General features: G+C 42.6%; 26 protein-coding genes. 9 read left to right on the plus strand and 17 right to left on the minus strand.

Annotated features, from left to right (window positions below; translation table 11 throughout):
* Positions 1 to 116: 116 nt before the first annotated feature.
* From F3J22_RS23715 to F3J22_RS23740, 6 genes are all read right to left on the minus strand, one after another.
* On the minus strand, positions 117 to 923 hold the full coding sequence (locus F3J22_RS23715; RefSeq protein WP_167020407.1) for a hypothetical protein: 807 nt from the start codon (positions 921 to 923) through the stop codon (positions 117 to 119).
* 73 nt (positions 924 to 996) lie between these two features.
* A complete protein-coding gene (locus F3J22_RS23720) occupies positions 997 to 1296 on the minus strand; it encodes a hypothetical protein (RefSeq protein ID WP_167020408.1) in 300 nt (99 codons plus the stop codon).
* A gap of 191 nt (positions 1297 to 1487) precedes the next feature.
* Positions 1488 to 2015 carry a hypothetical protein gene (locus F3J22_RS23725; protein WP_167020409.1) on the minus strand — a complete coding sequence of 176 codons (528 nt, stop codon included), beginning with the start codon at positions 2013 to 2015 and terminating at the stop codon, positions 1488 to 1490.
* A gap of 109 nt (positions 2016 to 2124) precedes the next feature.
* Positions 2125 to 2595, minus strand: coding sequence for a hypothetical protein (locus F3J22_RS23730; RefSeq protein WP_167020410.1), 471 nt, complete (start codon positions 2593 to 2595; stop codon positions 2125 to 2127).
* A gap of 279 nt (positions 2596 to 2874) precedes the next feature.
* Positions 2875 to 3192 (minus strand): DUF1493 family protein, encoded by a 318-nt coding sequence (locus F3J22_RS23735; RefSeq protein ID WP_167020411.1) that lies wholly within the window; start codon positions 3190 to 3192, stop codon positions 2875 to 2877.
* Between the two features lie 41 nt (positions 3193 to 3233).
* On the minus strand, positions 3234 to 3686 hold the full coding sequence (locus tag F3J22_RS23740; protein WP_167020412.1) for a hypothetical protein: 453 nt from the start codon (positions 3684 to 3686) through the stop codon (positions 3234 to 3236).
* A gap of 324 nt (positions 3687 to 4010) precedes the next feature.
* Here F3J22_RS23740 and F3J22_RS23745 point away from each other — a divergent pair, with 324 nt between their 5' ends.
* Positions 4011 to 4454, plus strand: a complete 444-nt coding sequence (locus tag F3J22_RS23745; protein ID WP_167020413.1) for a hypothetical protein — start codon at positions 4011 to 4013, stop codon at positions 4452 to 4454.
* A gap of 78 nt (positions 4455 to 4532) precedes the next feature.
* Here the strand turns inward: F3J22_RS23745 and F3J22_RS23750 are convergent, their stop codons facing one another.
* The 11 genes from F3J22_RS23750 to F3J22_RS23800 form a co-directional block, all read right to left on the minus strand.
* Complete coding sequence (locus F3J22_RS23750) at positions 4533 to 5000, minus strand: hypothetical protein (protein WP_167020414.1); 468 nt, start codon at positions 4998 to 5000, stop codon at positions 4533 to 4535.
* A gap of 180 nt (positions 5001 to 5180) precedes the next feature.
* Positions 5181 to 5411 (minus strand): hypothetical protein, encoded by a 231-nt coding sequence (locus tag F3J22_RS23755; RefSeq protein WP_167020415.1) that lies wholly within the window; start codon positions 5409 to 5411, stop codon positions 5181 to 5183.
* A 147-nt stretch (positions 5412 to 5558) separates the two neighbouring features.
* Positions 5559 to 6056, minus strand: a complete 498-nt coding sequence (locus tag F3J22_RS23760) for an SAM-dependent DNA methyltransferase (RefSeq protein WP_167020416.1) — start codon at positions 6054 to 6056, stop codon at positions 5559 to 5561.
* Positions 6057 to 6140: 84 nt separating this feature from the next.
* Positions 6141 to 6737, minus strand: coding sequence for a hypothetical protein (locus tag F3J22_RS23765; protein WP_167020417.1), 597 nt, complete (start codon positions 6735 to 6737; stop codon positions 6141 to 6143).
* A 737-nt stretch (positions 6738 to 7474) separates the two neighbouring features.
* Entirely contained in the window at positions 7475 to 8509 is a 1035-nt protein-coding gene (locus tag F3J22_RS23770) for a hypothetical protein (RefSeq protein ID WP_167020418.1), read from the minus strand.
* A 245-nt stretch (positions 8510 to 8754) separates the two neighbouring features.
* Positions 8755 to 9333 (minus strand): hypothetical protein, encoded by a 579-nt coding sequence (locus F3J22_RS23775; RefSeq protein WP_167020419.1) that lies wholly within the window; start codon positions 9331 to 9333, stop codon positions 8755 to 8757.
* Positions 9334 to 9442: 109 nt separating this feature from the next.
* Positions 9443 to 10171, minus strand: a complete 729-nt coding sequence (locus F3J22_RS23780; RefSeq protein ID WP_167020420.1) for a DUF4262 domain-containing protein — start codon at positions 10169 to 10171, stop codon at positions 9443 to 9445.
* Between the two features lie 141 nt (positions 10172 to 10312).
* Complete coding sequence (locus F3J22_RS23785; RefSeq protein ID WP_167020421.1) at positions 10313 to 10702, minus strand: hypothetical protein; 390 nt, start codon at positions 10700 to 10702, stop codon at positions 10313 to 10315.
* Positions 10703 to 10715: 13 nt separating this feature from the next.
* Positions 10716 to 11153: a hypothetical protein gene (locus F3J22_RS23790; RefSeq protein WP_167020422.1), complete on the minus strand. Its 438-nt coding sequence runs from the start codon at positions 11151 to 11153 to the stop codon at positions 10716 to 10718.
* Between the two features lie 117 nt (positions 11154 to 11270).
* Positions 11271 to 11708 (minus strand): hypothetical protein, encoded by a 438-nt coding sequence (locus F3J22_RS23795; RefSeq protein ID WP_167020423.1) that lies wholly within the window; start codon positions 11706 to 11708, stop codon positions 11271 to 11273.
* A 103-nt stretch (positions 11709 to 11811) separates the two neighbouring features.
* Positions 11812 to 12258 (minus strand): hypothetical protein, encoded by a 447-nt coding sequence (locus tag F3J22_RS23800; RefSeq protein ID WP_167020424.1) that lies wholly within the window; start codon positions 12256 to 12258, stop codon positions 11812 to 11814.
* A 144-nt stretch (positions 12259 to 12402) separates the two neighbouring features.
* Here F3J22_RS23800 and F3J22_RS23805 point away from each other — a divergent pair, with 144 nt between their 5' ends.
* From F3J22_RS23805 to F3J22_RS23840, 8 genes are all read left to right on the plus strand, one after another.
* A complete protein-coding gene (locus F3J22_RS23805) occupies positions 12403 to 13266 on the plus strand; it encodes a hypothetical protein (RefSeq protein ID WP_167020425.1) in 864 nt (287 codons plus the stop codon).
* Positions 13267 to 13383: 117 nt separating this feature from the next.
* Positions 13384 to 13944, plus strand: coding sequence for an RNA polymerase sigma factor (locus tag F3J22_RS23810; RefSeq protein ID WP_167020426.1), 561 nt, complete (start codon positions 13384 to 13386; stop codon positions 13942 to 13944).
* Positions 13945 to 14028: 84 nt separating this feature from the next.
* Positions 14029 to 15228 carry a FecR family protein gene (locus tag F3J22_RS23815; RefSeq protein WP_167020427.1) on the plus strand — a complete coding sequence of 400 codons (1200 nt, stop codon included), beginning with the start codon at positions 14029 to 14031 and terminating at the stop codon, positions 15226 to 15228.
* Positions 15229 to 15362: 134 nt separating this feature from the next.
* Positions 15363 to 18989 (plus strand): SusC/RagA family TonB-linked outer membrane protein, encoded by a 3627-nt coding sequence (locus F3J22_RS23820; RefSeq protein WP_167020428.1) that lies wholly within the window; start codon positions 15363 to 15365, stop codon positions 18987 to 18989.
* 11 nt (positions 18990 to 19000) lie between these two features.
* Positions 19001 to 20458: a RagB/SusD family nutrient uptake outer membrane protein gene (locus F3J22_RS23825; protein ID WP_167020429.1), complete on the plus strand. Its 1458-nt coding sequence runs from the start codon at positions 19001 to 19003 to the stop codon at positions 20456 to 20458.
* A gap of 17 nt (positions 20459 to 20475) precedes the next feature.
* Positions 20476 to 21324 (plus strand): putative zinc-binding metallopeptidase, encoded by an 849-nt coding sequence (locus F3J22_RS23830; protein WP_167020430.1) that lies wholly within the window; start codon positions 20476 to 20478, stop codon positions 21322 to 21324.
* 28 nt (positions 21325 to 21352) lie between these two features.
* The gene (locus F3J22_RS23835; protein WP_167020431.1) at positions 21353 to 22321 is read left to right on the plus strand and encodes a DUF4302 domain-containing protein; all 969 of its coding nucleotides are present in this window, start codon (positions 21353 to 21355) and stop codon (positions 22319 to 22321) included.
* 119 nt (positions 22322 to 22440) lie between these two features.
* Entirely contained in the window at positions 22441 to 23100 is a 660-nt protein-coding gene (locus tag F3J22_RS23840; RefSeq protein ID WP_167020432.1) for a hypothetical protein, read from the plus strand.
* Positions 23101 to 23151: the final 51 nt, after the last annotated feature.

The raw sequence follows: 23151 nt of genomic DNA on the forward strand, positions 1-23151 counted from the left end.
AAAAATGCTGACCGGGGTAATCTATTTCAACACACACAATTTTACATCGGTTACAAAAGCGCAAAATGCCATCATTCATTTGATGGCATTTTGTTTTTATAGCGATGATTGTTTGATCAGCATCCCACAAAATCGTTCATGGCTACCACATGCAGCAGTTCATTCTTACCACGGCCTGACGACAGGAAAAGCGTAGGTCTGTAGAGGTTATAATGATAGGTAGTATTAATCAGCAGGTCAGGGAAGGCATCGCCGTCGAGGTCCCCTGCCAGCAATATTTCCGGGATATTATCATCCAGGTAGGTATGCTGTACCAGCAACTGCGTGATGCGGGCGCCATCCTTCATTCCTACCAGGAAAAGCCTGTAGTGGTGAATACTGATATCGTCGGGCTTTCCGCTGACATGTCCGGTGGCATATAGTTTAAAGTCGGCACCGTTATACCTGAAGGTCAGTGAGTCGCCTGGTTGCAAGGAAGTTTTTTTCAGCTTTACAGCAGCGATGTTACCTTCTTTCAGATCAGGCACCCCGTAGACAATGCTGATAACAGTATCCTTTGTGGCATCTGCTGCAATCTCCCACCCTTCTTCATCTTCCAGCACGGGGTCTGGCACCCGGGTAACCTGCAATTGAATCGGTTTGTAATAGTAGTTGCTATCAGTTTTATAGAAAGCAAACCAGGTGGCAACGGAGTCGGCTTTACTGAATTCGTCGGGGTGAACGGTTCCTATATGCGCCAGGGTACCGGGGAAATCATCCCCGGAAGGGATAGCTGCAATCTCCGGGAAGTCGGCCGCTGTATCCGCAGCTAATACAGGGGTGGTATCCGCAACAGGGTTGGTACTGGTTGCTGTCGGCTGTTGGCGGCCGAAGTTGCACGCAGCCAGTATTACCAGCGTAAGCGGTAAAAATCGTTTCTTCATACAGGTCGGAATGGATTAATCAAGCTACGAAGATAGCCAATAACGTATAAAAGTGTTTTTGCCTGTGTGGTGTTTAAATCAGGATGTCATCTTCATATGGTTCTACATGGTGCATGGCATTTTTAAAGCAAAGGCCATAGATAAAGTATCCAAACCGGAGTAACATCCAGCTTAGTGCTGTCATTATTAAGGAAAATAATGGTATAAAGAAGATGGCAGATATAAAGCCATTGATTCCAACTACCGGGTTACCATTCACATAGATGACCTTTGTACCAAAAACACTAAGAATGCCACAAAACAAAATCAGTGGAGCAATTCCGCAGGCATAGAGAAGAAACAGCGCCTTAAACGTCAGATTGATCTTTTTCATATATCGTATAGAGAGTCGACAGAAAATCAGTGTATGTTGCTCAAAATAATAATAGATATCAGCAAACCAACCATGCCGATTACCACATGATCGCTTTAACGCTATAAACCATTGCACAGCAAGTCCTTTAATCCAGACATGATATTGATGAACATCTATATAAAAGTTATCATGTAATATGCTGGTATAACCTATTTGGGAAATTTGTAATAGTCTCCTTCAGACAGGTATTTCTTTGCTACCTTATAGTAATGGGTATAATTAAGGATAATATGGTTGGCATTGACGACTTCGATCACGCAGCCATTATCCAGTTCGTGTGGATTTTTAATCAGTATTTCCCTGGTCTTATCTGTATTTATTTCAAAAATATTTCCTACTAAAGGCTCACCGGCACCGATTTCGTCGCCATCCCAAATTTTCTTTTTTAAAACGGTAAAATAAATATAACTGGTATCCAGCCTGTATTTGCCATAGATACTAAAGATGGTCCGCAGGTCGTCTCTGTCGTCGCCGGGGTAGAAAACAAATTGCCCGTTGGGTGAAAACTGGAAACGCTGTCCCAGGTTGTCGCCGGGCATACTTATATCCCTCAGCCAGATACCGGTGAGGTCTTTCATGGTAAAATGCTTTGGAGGAGCAGGTTTCTTCTCCTGAGCAGCTACTGTTGATAACAACATTGTTGTGAGCAGGAAGATAGAGATACATTTGAGGTACATAAAAACAGTTTTATATGGAAGTAGACGTGGACCTTCTTATTTTCCGATTTTAATATCATCTAATTTTCTTATCTGTATGGCATTTAGCAGATCTATAACGCGTAATGGCTCAATGTTGTATCAAATAATAACTTGCCGGCACTAATTTTTGGCGCTCACAATCAAAATCAAACCCCATAGTTGCACCGCCACAATCCCTCAACCCAAAAGCCTTATCCTTTCCTTTGGATTTCAAGGTCACATGATATTCCGTCAACATTACATCGAAGCGATTGTGCCTGCCTGGCTTATAAGGCAACATAGAAAAGCGGAAAACAATTTTAATTTCTCCTTTATTAAAATGCAGGTTGTCCAGGTCAATTACTTCAACTTTAACGGTACCAATAGCCGAAGGGATATTATCTGTAAAAACACTTTCCTTCTCTACCAGTATTACAGTCGATTTAAGCTCCCTGTCTTCACAATAGCGTTTCAATGTTGTATAGTAGATATCTGAAGTATCAATGGCAGCTACCTGCTGGGCCTTCAGGAGGCAAGGTACTAAAGCAAACAGCAGCAATAATAGCAGGATTCGATTCATTTGATTTGGGAGCTTGTTTTGGCGCAGGTGAACTAAAATAAAGCCAATTTGGGAATTTATTACGCAATTGCGATACATATAGCTTTCATAGAAGAGTAAAGGCACTGAATTGACAGGCATACCAAAAAAATAGCGCAACAGATGAAGTTATCAAGTTCTCCATACAGGCTTTTTAACCTGGGCAATGACAGTTGTTTACAACAGTGTTGTGAGCAGGAAGATAGAGATACATTTGAGGTACATAAAAACAGTTTTATATGGAAATAGACGTGGACCTTCTTATTTTCCGATTTTATCATCATTCAATTTTCCTATCTGTATGGCATTTAGCAGATCTATAACACGTAATGGCAGTATGCTAATTTGATGAAGCGTAATTAAGGGTTCAGGATAAAAGTATTTTGTGATGTCAAAATTGGAAATATCTACCTGATATCTTTGGGAGAATTTAACAATCAATTCTTCCCCATCATCACCGGTAATACCGAGATCATCTTCTATCAGTGCGGTTTCAACAATCAAAACACGGTCACATTTTGTTTCCAGCTGCAGGAAATCTATCAGATCATTGAGGAGGATAGCACTATTATCAAACATAGATTATGCTTATTAAAGATAAGGACATTATGATCAAAAAACTAGTTTTTTGATGTATGGCGACGGCTCTCCAGAACGGCCTCCATCTGGTCAGAATAGACAGACAGATGCAGTTCTAATTCCAGATTCCCTGCTAACTTAAGTAACGGCACCGGAAATGTGAATGTTTCATATAACACAGTTGTATTATCAATTTTTGTTGATGTTCCAAAGTCTAAAAAGGCATGATTAATTTCAAATAATTTCAGGCGGGATAAAGCTTCCTGATTTTTTTCTAAAAATGTAATGGCATCTGATATTTGTTCAGTGAGTTCCATAAACCCTGCTTCACTGACCAGAAAAGTTACAAATGACTGCTCTATTTTAGGGCCATCAGGCTTAGTACGAAACCGCGGTTCGCCTTTCCGTCGTACTTTATTAGGCACCAATCCCGACAAATATAAAAATTCATCAATATCGAAATTTACTCCGGCTATAGTAAGTATACAGGACATATTTGTTTAAGTATTATTAAAAAGATACGTTTGTCAGATAAAGTAATTCCAGATGCCTGTTTCGGAACGTTCCCACACTTGTAAAAGATTGGATTGCCGACACCAGGTACACCAGACACAAGATAAATATAGCAACTTGCATTAACGTAAGAAAAACGCGCGTCAGAGGTAGCTGGCGCAATTCCATAGTCAATTAATATATTTTTTACCTTACCTTATAAGTTATTAAATAGCTACTTTTCATTAATCTACTATTTAAATGTGTTGAAATTTAAAGACGAGATTTAATAAAAAGGTATCTAATATTTATAAACATTTGAAAATATGACCACAAAAAAATTTATCCCCATCCTTTTCTTATGCTTACTAATATCCTTATGCGGCTGTCATTCCCAACAAATACCTCTTTCTGCAGAAGAAAACAAGTATGCTGAAATATTAGCTAAAGCTTTCGAAGCCGAAGCTTTTCTGCAACATGATTTCAGAGCCGCAAAAGAAAACAGGAAAGATGGTCGTTTTTTGATAATGATACGTAATTCAAAGCATCCTGATTTCTGTAAGGCAGATAGCTCCATTATAAAAAAAGTATCGTCTGTTATAGCCCATCAGCTTTATAATAAGATGGAAAATAAATCCAATTATCATCAAATTGAATGCGTTTTCATTAAATATGAAACAATAAGTTCAACCATCCAACAAGAAATTTGCGATAGGCGCGCCACTGTTTTAACTAAAAACCTGGATACTGCAATGATTACCATGTGGTAATAAAAACTTTTGTTTAGATATCACGATGTATGTTTAGGTTATTTATAAGTTGATAAGGAACTGGTTTCTGAAAATAACTCAGGCACTTCTATGCTTATGTATAACATTTTCAATCAACCTCTCTCCTTTCCATAAAAAAACATGGTATTGATCATTGCCGTCAAGTCCATTCTCACTTATAGAATTCAACCCGGAAAAACAAACCAGCATATGATAGCCTCCAATTGGAACATCCAGTTGAAATGAATCCTGCAGAAAATCCGTAGTACCAGATACCACCAACTTTCCGGTAGGAAGAAACAAATATGACTCCACGACCTGGTCCCAATCAGCATTGCTCATACCAGGCCTTTCAGCACAAACATTTATAAACACTTCGACCTCCATATTTCTCAGCGTACTTATAACGACGCCGTTGGCATCATTGTGTAACATGGCGAAATAATCCATTTCAGACCACACTGGAAAATATAATTCAACTTTACTCCGGTCATTTACGAAAATCTGATTATAGTCTGCAAAAACGCTAAGGCTATAATTATCCATAAAACAATTTTAATGCGTTTAGATTCGAATAGCACTGAATATTATCACTAAAAAAAGACTATTTTACTGCGCTGTAAGCACCTCCCAATATCCTCAATCCAGCCAACCTGATCGCTGCTTCAACAATAAAAATCTGCTACCTTTTTGTTTTACAGTTGCCACGGTATGTCCATGTGTGATTCATGAATAAACTTCTATTATATAATTTCTGCCTTTCTTTTTTTGTATGAGGATTTGAAAAATACGTTGATTGGCTTTAGAAAGTTTAGTACTATCAGTCAAGACCACCAATTTTTTATCATATAAATTTTCAAAATGGCAACCAGCAAAGAAACCGGAAGTATCAATAGCATTAATTGGACTATTTGCTGAATCTCTGAAATCAAAGAAGATTTTTTTTCCTGCAGACACCAGGATCTGATGTAACAAATTACATTTACTAAATGTCTGACTATAAGCGGAACTACAGCCGAGCAAAAAAAACAAAAATAACGGGTATTTCATTTTTTGTTCAATTTAAATATTTGGGAAATGCAGCGGAAAACCTTCTTGTCATCCTCATTTTTGTAGTTCCTCCCAATCAGCTCCCACTACTTCCCATTCATGATCTTTCTTTATTAATATCAATGAAATTGATTGCCTGGCTGAATAGAGTCTAGTGGTCCATTCTACGTCAGCACGCACGTTGTTTCCGGACAAATTCGCTGTGGTGCTGATTTTAAACATCTGAAACAACTCCTCATTTCTATTAGCAATAAGAGAATCCTTCCTGATTTTTAATGGGCTATACACAAAGAAAAAAGGAAAAAATAATTCCTGTTTACTAATTAAGTCCTGAGGATGTTTACTATTAAAATAAGTCACCAATTTATCACTATCCACCATTTTATAAAATAAGGTAGTGTCTTTAGTAGCAATGGCCTTAATAAACGAATTGCAATAATTGTAAAGCCCGGAAGTATCAATGTCGCCACCTATCTTATTCAGACCTGCATTACCACAACCAAAGATTAACCCTGCGAGAGAAATCAAACCAGCCATTAAAAACGTTCGCATATTCATACAATTTACAGACCAGGAAGTGATTTTATTGGAGTTATTCTAAATTCAAAAACGAAGAACCAAATATTATTTTCAGTCTTAATGATGTCCCCACCATCTGATTTTACCAGCATTCAAAATCGTATTGGGTGGCAATTCACCCGTCGACTTATACAGTTTAAACCATTCTTTGTAGTGCGCCACCATTAGTTTTATCTGTTGCTGATCATTATTTATTTCACGCTCCAGGCCCATACTATAAAGCACCGGATAGCAACCAATTCTGAATGTAAAAGGATTGTAAGCTACCCGATTAATAATAAACAATGTCTCTATATTAATTGGGAAATTAGTCGAGACAGGACGTTCTCTGTAACAACCAGGATATTCCATATTTTCATAAGTTCTCACCTTTCGGCAGCATAGCGAGGAATCAGACAAATATGGCAACAGTGCTTCAATCACCTTTATTTTTACAGCATCCGGCAACATGTAAATCTCCTCATAGTTATAGAACGATTGCTCATTCAAATTTGAAATCACCGTATCATACCTGGATACTTCTACATTTAAGCAAAAACCATTTTTATTAGGACACTCCTGTTTGCTGACATTTATTTTGTATGACTTTGTCTGGGCGCTGGCAAGGCAAGTCATCAATAAAATCAATAGCATTGCCGGAATCTTTCTATTCATAATTATAATGCTGTTAAAATCTGGGGAGCAAACAAGGCTATCTATCCGACCTATGCTCCTGTTTTCTCCGCAGGAATATCACTACTAACATCATCGTTAATCCCAAACATACGGCAATCACTACCCGATCTATTGTTATAGGCCCATTACAAAGTAAATCAAACATAAAGCTTAATAGTGCTATCGTTGAAAAAGACAATAGCCCAACAAGAATGATGCTCCCCACCTGCCCCAATTTACGATCTGCCCCAAAGAAAATCATCAGTGATGAGATCAACATGCATAGCGGCCCAACTATAGTGAATATTGCCATTAACGAATTAAGCACCATTTCATGCCCTGAAGCTATCCGTAGCAGTAATATTATGCTACCGGGTACAAATAAGGACAGTGCTAACAAAGTACGAATCTTCAAAATATTCATTTCCAGTTTCTTTTCATTTACTTATGTGTACTTAAACTACCAGATCAAAGAAGTATTTTCGGTTCACAGGGCTCGAATACAACGCTGTCCCAAACATATATATTAACCTTCACCAGGAATTCTTCCGGAAATGATTTTGATTTCAATTTATAGATGAACATTTCGTTATCCTTATATAAAAACTCAATGGATTCGGGTTGAAAACAATAGCTCCGGAGCATCAGATAAGGAATTAGCGACGTTTCTTTATCCATCTGAATAGGAAAATAGCGGGCCGGCACTTTCATATTATCTAAATTCCAGGAATGGAGATTTAAAACATCTTCTTCGTGTAAATAGTTTCATGTTCATATCCCCAGAATGCTGTTTTATAGAAGGTGAACGGTGTTACATAAACATTAGGCAGTTTTTCAATATCCCCCTTATTGGTAGCCATATCCCCGCTATAAATGCAATAAGCAGGAGATACCTCCCGACCATTCCCTAACAGCATAAGTATTTTACCCCCATCTGCTGTTAATGAAACCGGATAAAGGTTTGCGTCTTCCATTGTCACCATTATCCTAAATTTCCCTGTTATAGGGTCATAGCTCATAATACTTGTCCGATCTGATTTACATGCAATAAGAATTCTACCGCCCATTTCAGCTAAAGCATACGCTTTGAAGTTTTGTGGCAATGATATATTGTAAATTGCACCAGCACTGAATGAATAATATCCAATGCTATCCTTCATTCCCCGATTAATGAACCATAATTTATCATTTACCAGCATTGGGCCGTAAAATCCGATTGGCAAGCTTGTTAAGCTTGTCCATGCACTTGTCTGCGGATTTCCTTTGAGTAGTTCCCATGTGTCGCTAATAGTCCTGCCAATCAGTATTAAATCACTGTCAGCTGTTGGCAATATATTCTTGATATAAAAATCACTTCGCATGAATATGGGCACCCATCCCTTACCATCAACATTTGCCATAACGGTGACTGAATCAGCAAAAAGAGCATTCTGATTATATAGATTTTTACCTACGGCACAATAAACCGATGTGGCATTGACGGATAGCGCGGTAATACTTCCCGAATCACTAAAGGATGCAGTCCAGGTACGGCCATTATCTTTAGACTGGTATAATGTTGACTTATATCCCCCTGCGTTGGCAGGATCTTTTACATCCATAACTTCTGCAGAAATAAACAAACTGCTGTCATGCTGCACTCCCAGGAAGTTGAACCCGGCATACATCTTTGGCAGCCCATTACATGTTGATTTAGTCCAACCGTTATTTGTTGCAGTATTGGAACAAGCAGTCAGGATAAGTATAGAAATGATATAAAGTTTTCGGAACATAGGTAAGTATTTAGCCAATTTAAAAAATACTGTCGCAACCGATTCATTATTTTTCCCGGATCACTACCACATTCGCTAACATAACTGTTTATAAATTCACAGGAGTCTTTTACAAAGGATATAACATTGTAAATACCAGATATTATATGAAGATGATTAGCTGCCTACCATATAATTTGCATTAACAATCCGCATATATTTCAATTTATCCAGCCTTCTACATAATTATCTTGTCTGGCGGACACTCAGTGCCATTTCAGATTAGTACCATCCAAGGGATAGATATTATTGGCCCTTATTTTCTCCAGGCCCACTTTGCTGATCAGCGCATACCAATTCCGATAGGCTTCAAATGCCCGATCAATGATATCCCCGGAAATGGTGGCTTCTTTTCCACTTGCTTTATCTACCAGAACAGGATAATCAGAATAATTGAACGGCCTTTCTAAAACCAATTGATTAATTAAGAAAAGGGCCTCCACCTGAATGGAATAGTTTTCTAATTTACCCATATACAGCTGAGAAGAAAACATATTGTGGCCAACAACAGGCAGCGTACAAATCCTGGTATCTCCCTGAAAGGTCAACAACTCTGCTATGGCACGCATCGAATCGATCACCAGGTTTTTAAAAAAAGGATACGAACGGAAAATCCCCGGACTATCTGCAGCCAGGACAATGCTATATGATTTAATAACATCATTCTTATCAACACAATTTCGCTGGACAATATTGCCTTCCGACCCAACGACTTTGAAAATAGACTGGGCATAGGTATTTAGAGAGAATGCCAGGATAATAAGGACAAACAGTGTTTTTCTCATTTTCTATTTTTGTTAATAGGTGTAAAATCATACTCCGTGCGTCACCGGCTATAAACATACTGACTTAGCAGAGGGCACCAAATTCTGCCTAACCTCCAGGTTACATAGGCTACCCCCAATCGTTCCATTCAGCACCATTGTCTATTCTCCATAAACCTTTCCCGATTTTAATGTCTACTGCCGGCAACAGTGTATTATCGATGCCAAGCATTGTTCCCAGAGAGACAACACGAATATCTTTTTCTTCAATGTCCGGTCCGGAACCAGCAAACATTTCCCATTCATCCTCTTCCCAGCGCATCAACTCTGTAATTGCTGCTCCTTTCAACGCTTCAAGATTTGTGGTCACCTGCGACTTCCCCGGCACCTTATATTTCCATTTGCAGTCTAACCATTGCCAAACCGGCTGTGTTAATACACTCCATTTTATTGACATATCAGGAATATCGTACGTGAAGTGGGAGGCATCGGGTACAATTTGATATACAGGTATATCCGTCTTACTGTAATAATCAAAAACACCTAATAACATCAATTTGCTCCAGGTTGGATCTGCCAGCAAGAATGAAAATTCCCCAAGGGAGTCAATTACTATTTTTTGTCCCGAATTTCCCCCATTCATTTTAAAATTGTCGATGATCGTACTAAAAATCTGAAGGACTTCATCTTTCGAATAATAAACCCCACCAGGGAAAACCAGCTCAAAATTCATTTGACTGAATAGCCCGATTGTATAAGCAAATCGCGGCTGAATACCGCCTCCTACAACAGTAACATGATACCCTTGCCGATAAATATTTGATTGAATTAGCTCCTTAAAGGACATTGAGTTTTCCATTTTCAACTATGCTATTTTGCAAGATGAACATGATTGGAAATAGGTATAAGATTTAGCAGCAGATCGATGTAATTTCAAAACTACGTTTTAAAACATAATTTATTTGAGTGGCAGGATGTAAAACTTTACGGAGCTGAATTCTTATTCTTCCTCCATCCATTGTCCTTTAATATTTCTACCAAAAACAGGACGATCTTTTATACAATCTCCACCGTTCCAAACTACCGTTGTTTTTATTCTTATTACAAAATTCTCTACTGGCATTGCCGCAGCCTGACTTACATAATCTTCGTATTTAAAATTGTATATATTGCCGACACACAATCTTTTAGTCCCTTGCTTCTTCGGAACAGTATCTTTTACAGAAACAATATTAAGTGTATCATAATTTGAAGTATCTATACCTTTTATAACATAGCCATCCATATATTCAGTAATGCTATAAATTTTCAATCGTCTATTCTGTGTCTGTGCAAGACAAAGTGATTGCAATAATATCCCAAAAAATATAACAGCTACAGCCTTCTTCATTTCTGAATAAAATTTAAACTTTTTTATGATATTCAATCCCAACTACCACCCAGGTTTTATTATAATATCTGAGTTTATAAATTATCCTATCGATGCTATCCCCTGGCGTTTTTGATTCAAAAACAACTGACGCATTTTCTCCGTTTTGCGCTTCCTTAATAGTGTAGTTGTAATATTTGAAAATATTGGTAAACTTCTTATCTCTTCCAAGATCATAGAAAAAAGTCACCTGTGTCTTCCACGCTTGTTCTGCTGATAATGTGTCTGGATGATTGGCATACACTTTTTCTACATCAATAAATTTTTTTGCCTCCTCAAAATCAGCAAGAGATTCGGCGGAGATCAACTTTGCAACGATAGCTAGCGGAGATTCCTCTGGATGTATTTTATTACCACATGATACTAATATCAGCATAGCTAAAAAAAATACTATACTTCCTGAACTGCTCATTATTAATCATTTTAAAAAATTACCAATTGGGTATTGCGATATAATCACACTATGTTCGGTTAATTTCCAAAGACGCCAGCATAACCTGATGAAACAGATATAATGTACTAAAATCACCTACTCACTCACTACCTGCATCCCCAATTTTTTATACCCACCATGCTCCAGCAGCGCATGCAGCGCCACACTATCCATGACATGCTGCACCACCTTAATATCAGAGTAAAAGCCTGGCGGAACAGGCACTGTTTTGAGTGTGTAAACAGACAAGGTATCAGCTTCAAATTTATACAGAAAAGGTTTCACCCTGTAGTAGGCCATTTCGGTCTGCAGGTCCATGGAATAGGTTTTAGCCCGGGAATTAGAGATCAATATCAGCAGATCTTCTCCCGTCATTCCCCATATTTTTTTCTTGATATATAAATGGGATTTGCTTACCGGTGATTGCAGGTCGATGATATCGGTGAATTTATCAGCGTTTTTACCGGGGAGAAATACAAATACTGCTATACCAATGCAGAGAAGCAGGCCTGTAACAATAACGAATATCCGCATATTAGATCTTTCGGATCAAATATCCTGTTTTTTGCCTGGTTTTCAAAGTATGTAAAATAGAGAATAACGGCATTCAATAGTAAAATTATCTTGTAGCAATCGTTTATCCATACACGTAGTACAGCAAACAACCGATAAAGCAGAGCAATGTCAGGAAGTGGAGAATACAATGCTCCAGGTTGGGAACAGGATTTTTACCCCTGGAAGGTAAAATGATGATCGTCTGACCGAAAGTACGGGTATAGAGCTCCTGCCAGTTTTTCTGCCAGGCAAACTTTGGCCCGAAGAAATAGGCCGTCCACCAGGTATAGAACTCTCCTGCCAGCATCAGCCCCAGTTCCACACAGGCTACCAGCACCATTTCCTTATAGCCCGTCAGCAACGCCAATACCGGAAACCCCATCGACAGGAAGTTTACTCCCGCCTCCGTAATACGCTCTCTGCTGGTATAATTGCGGATATTATTGAACGGATACAGGTCCATGTTGGTTGTCAGCTGATGGTAGATCAGGTGCAGATTAGTCAGGATGATCGCAGCAAGGTACAGCATATCTCGTGGATTGTGCCCAAAATTGCGCTCATAGCCATGATAATAAAAGGGCCTTTCGGTTGATCCCCACCCTATATCGGTAAAAAGCAGCAAAATATCGGTTAAAAAGATATCTTCGCCCTGGTTTATTATCGATATTCGTTTATGCGTTTTTGTATACTATTTCTATTTTTATCGGTTGGTTTTCAATATAGTCAGGCGCAAACACCCACCATCGGCGGGGTATACTACGCCCAGACAGGCACCGTTGCGAATACCAAATTTAAAATTTACACCTATCTCCGCCTCTACATCGATGGTACTGCCATCGAACAGACGGTGAACAGCGAGGATGCACACGCTGTTAGCAAATGGTTTGGCTGGGGAAGAAAATACAGTATGCGTGGCCGCTATGATATCGACGGCGGCTCCGTGAAAGTTCATCTATCCAACGATGGCACACCTGATGCCAAACTGGAAGGCGCACAAACCCGCATACTCGAAGGCACCCTTCATGATGGCAAGCTTTGCCTCGCCGACAGCGGCAACACCCAGAAATATTGCTACCAGTTCCTGGCCACCAACGACACGACTACTTTCAAGTTCTCCGAAAATAAGCCGATGCTTACACTGCCCGGCGACTGGCGATATAATGGCGTCAACAAGGAATCCAGGCAGGTATTCTTCCGTGATGAACGGGGAACCGGCCTCGCCGTTACCATCCTCGATGAAAATGCCCTCGATGAAACAAAAGACGTTCCGGGCGATTACGTAAAGGCCCTGGCTTATTACCACTGGCAGGCCGACTACCTCAGCGAAGAGCCCAAAATGACCGTTAAAATGCTGAAACAGGCACCTGAAAAAGGATTCCTCATCTGGGAAGCGGAAGTATCCGACAGCCCCGTGGCCAATACCTTCCTCATGGCATGTAATAACCACCTGCTGTTTAACTTCATGCTCTTCAACCAGGCACTCCCCCAGGAAAGCAGGATGAAAATGCTGGAAGCAATCTATCATGCCAACAAATAATACTGCGGCAGTATCTCAGCATCCTGGCCCAACCACTCATAGAATAAGGCTATATACTCCCGTAAATTGTTTTATCTTGTTAATTCGTACCCTATACCATTAATAAACCCAGGACCCTTGCCCGTTGGAAATGAATACATAGAATCTGTGCTGCTACTGCATGTTGCCCAGGGCGATGAAAAAGCATTCACCCGCCTGCTGGTAACGCATTCAGGCCCGCTATATTCTTTCCTATGCAAGCATCTTGATAACAATGCACTGGCCGAAGAGATCGTTCAGGACGTATTTACACAGATATGGCAAACCCGCGAGACACTGGCAGAAATACGTAATTTTCGTACTTTCCTGTACGTTATATCCCGCAACCGTATGCTCAATGAGCTGAAAAAAATTGCCAGGGAACGCAAACAAAGACAGGAGTGGATTAGCCACCAACCCAGCAACAGCCCCCTCCAGGAAGATCAGCAGACAATCGAAGAACAGCACAACCTCGTAGACAACGCCATCAGCAAACTGCCTCCCCAGCAACAAAAAGTATGGCTGCTCAACAGACGCGAAGGTCTTACCTATAAACAAATCGCCGACGAAATGCATATCTCCCGGGAAACAGTTAAAACCTATCTGCAACTGGCCAACCAGACCATTGCCAGGTTCCTCTCTGCTAACCTTAACGGCTAACCGAAAATATTTTTTATTTTTTTCTACCCCCAGTACCCCCTTTTTCAAATTTCGGTTGTCCTTATGGTGTAAAATCTCAAAACATTGGAACATCAACCGTCCAGACTGGAATATTTATTTGAACGCTCCTGCCAGCAGGCGCTTTCTGACGCGGAACGCCAGGAACTGGATTCCCTGATGGAAGCTCCGGAAGCCGCTGCACAGGTAGACGCACTCCTGAGAGCCAGCTGGGAACAAACGGAAGATGACGGTTCTCTTAGTCTGGATAAACGCCATAAAATGGCCGGTTATATTATTGGTGGCCGCCGTCAGCGGATGATGGCCCTGTTAATATCCTGGCGTGCTGTTGCCGCGGCGGCTGCAATTGTGGCCAGCGTAGGTGTTTACAGATGGATGCAACCACATCCGACTAATAACAGCAAACCTGCTGTTGTAGCGGATATGCTGGCAGGCCGTGAAGGTGCTATACTCACCCTCTCCGATGGCAGCACCGTAGTGCTGGATAGCCTGAAAGACGGTAAGCTGCTGCAGGAAAAAGCCGGTAACGCCGTACTGCAACATGGCCAGCTGGCCTATGAGCAAAAAAGTGAACAAACAAATGGCCCCGTAGTATATAACAGTATCACTACTCCCCGTGGCCGCCAGTACCACCTGCAACTTCCCGACGGAAGCCGCGTATGGCTCAATGCAGCCACCACCCTGCGTTACCCGGTAGCATTCACCGGCAACGAACGCAGCGTGGAAGTAAGTGGGGAAGCCTATTTTGAAATTGCCCAGGATGCCGGAAAACCTTTCCGCGTACATTTTACCTCCAACAGTGCCAATGATAAAGATGGGCTGATAAATGTACTGGGCACCAGCTTCAACATCAGCGCCTACCAGGATGATATGGCCGCCAAAGTAACCCTGATCACCGGAAAGGTAATGGTTAAACCATCCCTTACATCAACCAATGAAAATATATTAATGCCAGGCCAACAGGCAGCACTGAAATACGGCTCCAACACCGGCATGACGGTATTACCCGCCGATACAGCCCGGACCCTGGCCTGGAAAAATGGTATCATGAACCTCCATAACATGCCACTGTCGGAGGTGATGAAACAGATATCCCGATGGTACAATATAGATATAGCGTATGAAGGCGCTATCCCTGATATCACCTTCTGGGGAGAAATAAGCAGAAGTGAAAACCTGTCAACTGTGCTGGAGTTTATGTCGGCATCCGGACTTAAATACAAATTCGACGACAATGGTACTAAGCTGATTGTCAGAAAGAGTTAGTTAGGCAATAATAATTTCAAATAAAATTGCGTTGGCCTCTGCAGCTAAAATCCTGCTGCAGGGAGTATGTAGTACTATGCCTTGCGTGTAACAACCTAAGCATGAATTTTATCAATCAAAACTAAACCCGATCTATGCAAATGCACACCTATGTGGGCTGTCCTCCCAAGGACCGGCCAGGTACGCTATGGAAGAGACTGGCGGCCTTTGTATTTCTGCTGACCTGCTTACATATAAGCGTAAGAGGAAGTACACAGAACATGACCATTTCAGGAAAAAAAATCCCGGTAGAACAGGTATTCATGTCTATTAAAAAACAGACATCCTATGCCGTAGTATGCAAATCATCCCTGATAAAAGGAATGAAGCCGGTAGACCTGGATATAACGGATATGCCCCTACGTACCGTAATGGATGCCACCCTAAGGGAACAGGGCCTGCAATATACAATCGGCAAAAGCTCAGTTTTTGTTTATGCAGATTCAGCGGCCTCCTCACACCATGTTCCTGCCAGCACTACGCCGGTGGTTACACAGCAGGAGCCCATCACAGGTAAGGTCACTGATTCGAGTGGTGCGCCTATCCCCGGCGTTACCGTATTCGTAAAAGGTAAATCTACTTCCGCCCAGAATACCAATGCGGAAGGAAGGTTCTCTATACAGGCCAATGAAGGTGATGTACTGGTGATCTATAATCCAGGCTTCACTACCCGCGATATTGTTGTTCACAAAGGTAAACCGCTGTCCATCGTTTTGCGCCCTGCAGAGAAAGCGCTGAATGAGGTAATCGTTACCGGTTTCCAGTCGCTGAATAAAGAAACTTTTACCGGTTCTGTTGGTAAGGTAGATAAATCCCTGATCCAGCGCTCCGGTGTCGGCGATGTGTCGCACATGCTGCAAGGTGCTGTTGCCGGCGTAGCGGTAGAAAATGTTTCTTCTACCTTCGGTACCACGCCTAAGATACGTATCCGCGGTAGTGCCTCCATCAGCGCCAACCAGGAACCACTGTATGTGGTAGACGGTGTGCCTATCACCTCTCCTGCCAATATCCAGCCTAACCAGCTGTATTCCGGCGATCCTGCTGCCCTGCTGGGTTCTGCCATTGCAGGCCTCAACCCCAACGATATCGAGGATATAGCGGTACTGAAGGATGGTTCTGCTACTTCCCTCTATGGTACCCGTGCTGCCAACGGCGTTATCTCCATTACCACCAAAAAAGGTAAAAAAGGAGAACTGGTCGTAAACGCAGGTACCGCCTGGACAGTGGGCATGAAACCACAGGTAGCCACCTTTAACCTGATGAACTCCAAAGAGCAGATGGACCTCTCCGCAGAGCTCTATCGCTACGGTTATCTCTCTGTACTCAACTACCCATCCAGCACCGGCGCATTTACTGATATCTACAACCAGTATACACAACGTAAAATTACTATTGATCAGGCCAATGCCATGCTCAATAAGGCCAGAGCTGTCAACACCGATTGGTTTGATGTGCTGTTCCGCAATAATATTGTACAGGAACATAACCTCTCTCTCAGTGGCGGTAACGAAACAGCTACTTACTTCCTCTCCGGTAGCTACCTGCACGATGATGGTCAGGCAATCGGTTATAAAACCAACCGCTATACGGCCAATTTCCGTACTACCGTTAACGTTACAAAGAGATTGGATATTGACTTCTCTACCAATTTCTCCTACCGCGACCAGCTGGCGCCAGGTACATTCGACAGCGATACCACTAATGGCGAGCCTACCCGCGAGTTTGAACTGAACCCATTCAGTTACGCCTCCAATACCAGCCGCGCCATGATGCCATATGATGAAAATGGCAACTATAAATACTATCTCCGTGACTACGCGCCATTCAACGTCTTAAAAGAATTGAATGAAAACTTCAATACGCTGAAGACACAGGAAATCAGATCAGCACTCCGCCTGAATTACAAAATCATGCCCGGATTGCGTTATGAAGCCTTGCTGTCTGTACGCAAAATAGCTGCAGACAATGATCACGTGATGACAGAAAACTCTAACGTGGCTGCATCTTACCGCGCAGATAATCCGCAGTCTGTCGCCGATCTCAATAAAAAACTCTATAAAGATCCGAACGATCCCAACGCTATCCCGCAAACGATTCTGCCGATGGGAGGTATCCTCGATCAGCGCAATACCAGAGGTACTTTCCTTACTATGCGCCACGCACTGAACTACAATCATCTTTTTGCCGGTAAGCACGACCTGAATGTGTTCGGCGGATTTGAAATAGGTCAGGATAAGGTGAGCTGGTCGAAAGTTAGAGGCTACGGTTACCAGTACTACTCCGGCCGTATCATCTCCCCTAGTGAGCTGGCCATCCGCCAGTCTTTACAGAAAGGCGACCAGTACTACCAGGAAGGCTTTACACATGAAAACAAAACTGCTTTCTTCATCAACACCAGCTATGCCTACAAGCAGAAATACATGCTCGATTTAGCCGGCAGGATCGATGGAAGCAACATGTTTGGTACGGATACCAAAAGTCACTTCCTGCCAACCTATAGCGTTGGTGTGGCCTGGAACGTTCACCGCGAAAGCTTCATGGAAGCCTTTACTGCGGTTGATTACCTGAAAGTACGCGGCAGTTATGCACTCCGTGGTACCGCATGGCAGAACTCTCCTGCCATCAATGCCAAATACCAGAACTATAATCGTGGCGATGTAAATTACAATGAGCTGGGATTACGTATCGCCTCTCCCGAACTCTTTAACCTGAACTGGGAAAGGGACTATACCACCAGCGTTGGCGTTGACCTCAGTCTTTGGAATAAATTCAACCTGACTGCTGAGTTCTACAATCGCAACAATAAAGACCTCGTTGCAGACCGTAACGTCGCCTATGAAGATGGCTTTGGCACCAAAACCATCAACTGGGCCAGCATGAATAACAAAGGTGTGGACGTAACACTCGGCATCAAAAATATTATTCAGACCAAAGACTTCCACTGGAACTTTAATGTACTCGTAGGCCAGGTGAAGAATACCGTTACCAGCGGTGTCTTCTCTCCGCTCCTGACCAACAAAACAGCGCCGGCCGGCTATGGTGCACAGGGCAAACCTTTACACGGCCTCTATGCCTATAAATTTGCAACACTCGATGGCGTATACGGACAGCCATGGTTCTACGGCGCCAAAGGTACTATCCAAAACAATATTCAGCTGACATCTCAGGACGACAGTCTGATCAGGTATATGGGTTCACGTGACCCTACAGTTACCGGTTCATTCACCAACAGCTTTAACTACAAAGCCTTTGAACTGCGCTTCTTCTTTACCTATAGCTTTGGTAATAAAGTATTCAGAAACCCTATCGTAAAACGTATCTATCCGGATAACATGGCTACCCAGAAAGATGTGGCAGCACGCTGGCGCATCCCTGGCGACGAGGGTTACACCAATATCCCCGGCCTGGTTTCCAATATCCAGAATGCCTATTACAGCTCTGCATTCTTCGAGCCTGAATTTGCATACAACAGAAGCGACCTGATGGTGGTAAATGCGGCGGTATTACGTTTGAGTGAGATCAATCTCTCCTACGATTTTATCCCACGATACAGACCTAATCAACGTAAGGTGATCAGAAATGCAAGGCTTTCACTGGCTGCCAACAACCTTTATTTCTGGGCAGACAAAGACCTTAGAGGTGTAGATCCTCAGAGCATCATCAGTGGTGTGAGCTTACCTAACCCTACCACCTATACGCTGAAACTGAATGCTTCATTCTAAACTGAACCGTGATGAAACAATTTAAAAGCACCATAAAATACGCCGCTGTCATCCTCGCTGCCACCAGCCTGGCTTTCAGCAGTTGTAAAAAGTTTACCCAGGAGCCTTACGATAACAGGGCGCCATTAACTACAGCCAGGGAATTTGCGCAGGTACTCGTTAATGGTTACCCGGTTAGACATGATCTGTTTACAGACATTCTTACAGATGATTACGATTTTCATGCCGGGCTGGCACAGGCTTCCAATATCAGCAGCTATCTTCCCATGTACCTTTGGAAAGATGATTACCCGGATAATATCGGCACTGGCCCTGCCCGCGCCTATTCGGAATACTACGCCAAAATATATGTTGCCAACGTGGCACTGGAAGGTATTGATAATGCCAGTGGCACCGCAGAAGAAAAAGCGGCCATCAAGGGAGAGGCAAAGCTGATACGTGCCTATTGCCACTTTATGCTGGTGAATATTTTCGGAGCACAGTATGATGCCGCCACCGCCGGGAGCAGCCTGGGTATACCGCTGGTAACTGCGGTTGCCCGTGGGAATATCAACACCTATACCCGTAATACTGTCAAAGAAGTATATGATCAGGTAGAAGCGGATGCTACTGATGGCCTGGCGTTACTACAACAAGCCGGCAATGCAGTAAGCACCAACCCATATCATTTTTCTGTTGCTGCCGCCAATGCATTTCTGTCGAGAGTTAAATTGTACAAGGGAGACTGGACGTCGACGGTAAAATATGCCGACGCTGTTATTGCCGAAAAAGGCCGTAGCGTAAGGGTTCTATCAGATGATATCCCTTATAAAACCTCCAGCGGCATACCTTTCTTCGCCAACAGATTCATGGACCCGGCCTCTCATCCAAATATCCTCATGCTCGCGTACAATTCCACCTTAGGCCCGCTGGTACCAACAGGTTTCAGTATTTGTGGGTTCTTCCCAAGCGATTCTATCATGGCATTGTACAAAACCAATGATCTGCGCAAACAGGTATTCACTTCGGTAGGTACAGTGATTGATCAGCGTGTGATCGCCATCAAATACGCCACCCAGCCTAACAGCCCTAACAATACGCCTATCAAAACACCATACTTCAATATGGAAGAAGTATTGCTGAACCGCGCAGAGGCCCTGCTCAGGAACAATGGATCCGTTAGTGATGCACTCACCGACCTGGAAACATTACGCTCCAAACGCTATTCCCCTTATGCCAAATTAAACGTAAACATCGCGGCGACGGCACTCCTGGACACGGTACTCCTGGAAAGAAGGAAAGAATTTGTCAACGAAGGCTTACGCTGGTTTGATGTAAAACGTCTTAAGATCAAGGTATTGCACCGCCTGGCCAGAAACGAAGCGCCTGCAGCAACCCTTGATGCAGCAGATTTACGTAAAGCCATTCAGATTCCCCGACTGGAACAGGAAAGAAACATGCCGATTGCCGGTCAGCTGAACCCTCGTTAATGTTAACATATTTGCGTATGAAAAAGTATTTGAAACTCTCTATAATAGCGGCTGTAATAGGAATTACCTTTAGTTCCTGCTATAAGGATAAACAGCCGGTTATCAATGATACCATCGATTATTTCCCTATCGGGAAACCACAAAATGCACTGGATACCATAATATTACAGCTGCGAAATACTTATGGAGTAACGGTGGTATACAAATTCGATCCGCGCGTGATCGATCCTACTACTTTCTTTGTGCCGGCACTCTACAAAAAAGTACTGCCTTATACCAGGAACGTAGTACAGCATATGTGGCTGGAGCCTATCGCCAAATTTGCACCGGCCTTTGGTAAAAACGAACTGCCCATCGAATACCTGACCATCGGTTCAGGTGTACATTTCAACTCTATCAACTCCGGTCTCGCTGCCGGCGCAGGCTTGAACGGACAATATTACCGTTTAGGTATGGGAGACGTAGACAGCTATGATTTTGACCTCGACTGGATCAGAGATCATATCTGTACGGTGTACCATGAACATGCACACCAGCTGGACCATAAATACGGCCGCCCTAAAGGCTATGACCAGGTAAGTCAGGGCACTTATTACAACCTGGAATTCCAGAGCCATACCGATGCACAGGCCCTTAAAGATGGCTTCTTTACTGCCTATGGAGGCTACATGCCGGAAGAAGATTTTGCTACTACAGTGGAAAGCATGATCCGCTATCCAAAGGCTACGGTACTGGCAATGGCTGCACAAAATCCCAGGCTGATGAAAAAGTATAAAATGATATACGACTTCTATACCAGCAAAGGGATCGACCTCCATGCCATGGAAACCAAACTGGACTCAGTGATCAACACCCTGCACCCCTGAGTAGTCTATCATGTTTAAATTAAGAAAAATGAGCAGAATCCATCAAATACTCGCTTTATTGCTACTTTGTATCGGCGCGGTGAGTTGTACCAAATACGAAAAAGATATTGACCTGGACCGTACCGCTGCCAAACAGGCGGAGCTGAACAGGAAAATTGAATCCTATCTTGCGGATGCACCCAATGGCTGGCTGATGCTGATCCCCAACCCGGATACCAACGTTATAACAGCCACGCCTATACTTTTCCGCTTTGATACAGCCAAAAAAGTATATACTACCAAATCTCCCTACCCCGGACCAGGTAATCCACTGCAATATGAGCTGAGCAGCGCTACAGGCTCACCATTACTGAGCTTTGCCAGTGGCTCTATCATCAGTACCTTGTATGAGCTGGGCGGAGTTTCAGATTATTTTTTCAAGGTACTGGATGCCAGACCTGATACGATTATGCTCCAGTCATATCGTAAAGGCAACATCTATGCTTCAGAAGGAGGTTCTATACTTCTGCTGCTCCGACAAAAAACACCGGTTAAATGGTTCGATGCAGATTATGATCTGTTCAACATCTTCACCGACGACGACAGTCCTATGGCGCAATGGCTGGATAATCCGGTAAATCTGAAATTTAAAAACGGTACTTCTACAACGATGTACCTTGCCTTTACACAATTCGGCCCGGATGATATGGAATTTATCAACCAACAGATTGCAGGCGGCAGGAACCTTGGCGGTACACTTGTTGGAGGATTTCTGGCCAGAAGTCAGAACAACCTCAGTCTTTATTATGTAACGAGAAATTCCATGTTCACCTATGCGGAGCGCCGCCTTGGAACTACGCCAATGGTCTACTCCCTTCCTCAATATGTGATTAGAACTACCAAAAGTCCCTACCTGCTGGTGCGTAGCATAAACGATGCACATACCCAGGTAGATCTGTTCGCAGTAGATAAAAACGGCGATGAAGTCGTTACAGGTACCTTCAAGGCTGCCCGATAATTGGTTTTTGCATAAACATTCATAAATTAGGGTAAATGCCGGTCTCTGTTCGTAGGGACCGGCTTTTTATTTGCCAGTGCTGTTTAAGTCAGTAACTTACACGCCTAAACGTTGTACTTATGAAATTCAAATACGCTGTAGCTGCGCTGATAACCTTCCACCTATCCTCTACCTCTACCAACGCACAGGGCATTTTTAATGATAAAAAAAATCTCTATACCGAAAGTTATTATAGCACCGGATACTATATACTTAAAGATTCTTCTGTCAGGAAAGGCCTGATAAAATACAACTTTGATATGCCGGACAGGTTTCGCTTCCGGGAAGATGTAAACAGTAAAGCCATCACCATTTCTACAGATGAATGCATTGGTTTTTATGAAGATGGCGATAAAGCAACATTCACTGTCCTGGAAAATGTAAAACTGCCCATGAAGTCACTGGCGAATAAAACAATCAGTAAATGCTTTGCTGAAACCCGCATCCAGGGCGACCTGAATCTCTTCGTCGTTTATTTCCAGCAGGCCCAGGGCTTTTTTGACGCACCTCAGGTTCCCGGAGACACGTACAAAACAAGGAGGATACCCGCCACCACTTTTGTTCTTACGAAAAAAGGAATACCAGGACACCTGGTGGTACCTGCAAAAAATAAAAACTTCCGGGAAGCACTCAGCGAATACCTGGCAGACAAACCCGGTGTAGTGCAGTTTATCAATGGCAGCCAGCTTACCAAAGATAATATTGACGTTATTGTTCAATCATACAACACCAGTAAATAACGGTAAGGCCCGTTTTTCGGCGGGCCGGCTCAATACTATTGAGACAGCTCG

Source organism: Chitinophaga sp. Cy-1792 (assembly GCF_011752935.1).
Classification (GTDB): Bacteria; Bacteroidota; Bacteroidia; order Chitinophagales; family Chitinophagaceae; genus Chitinophaga.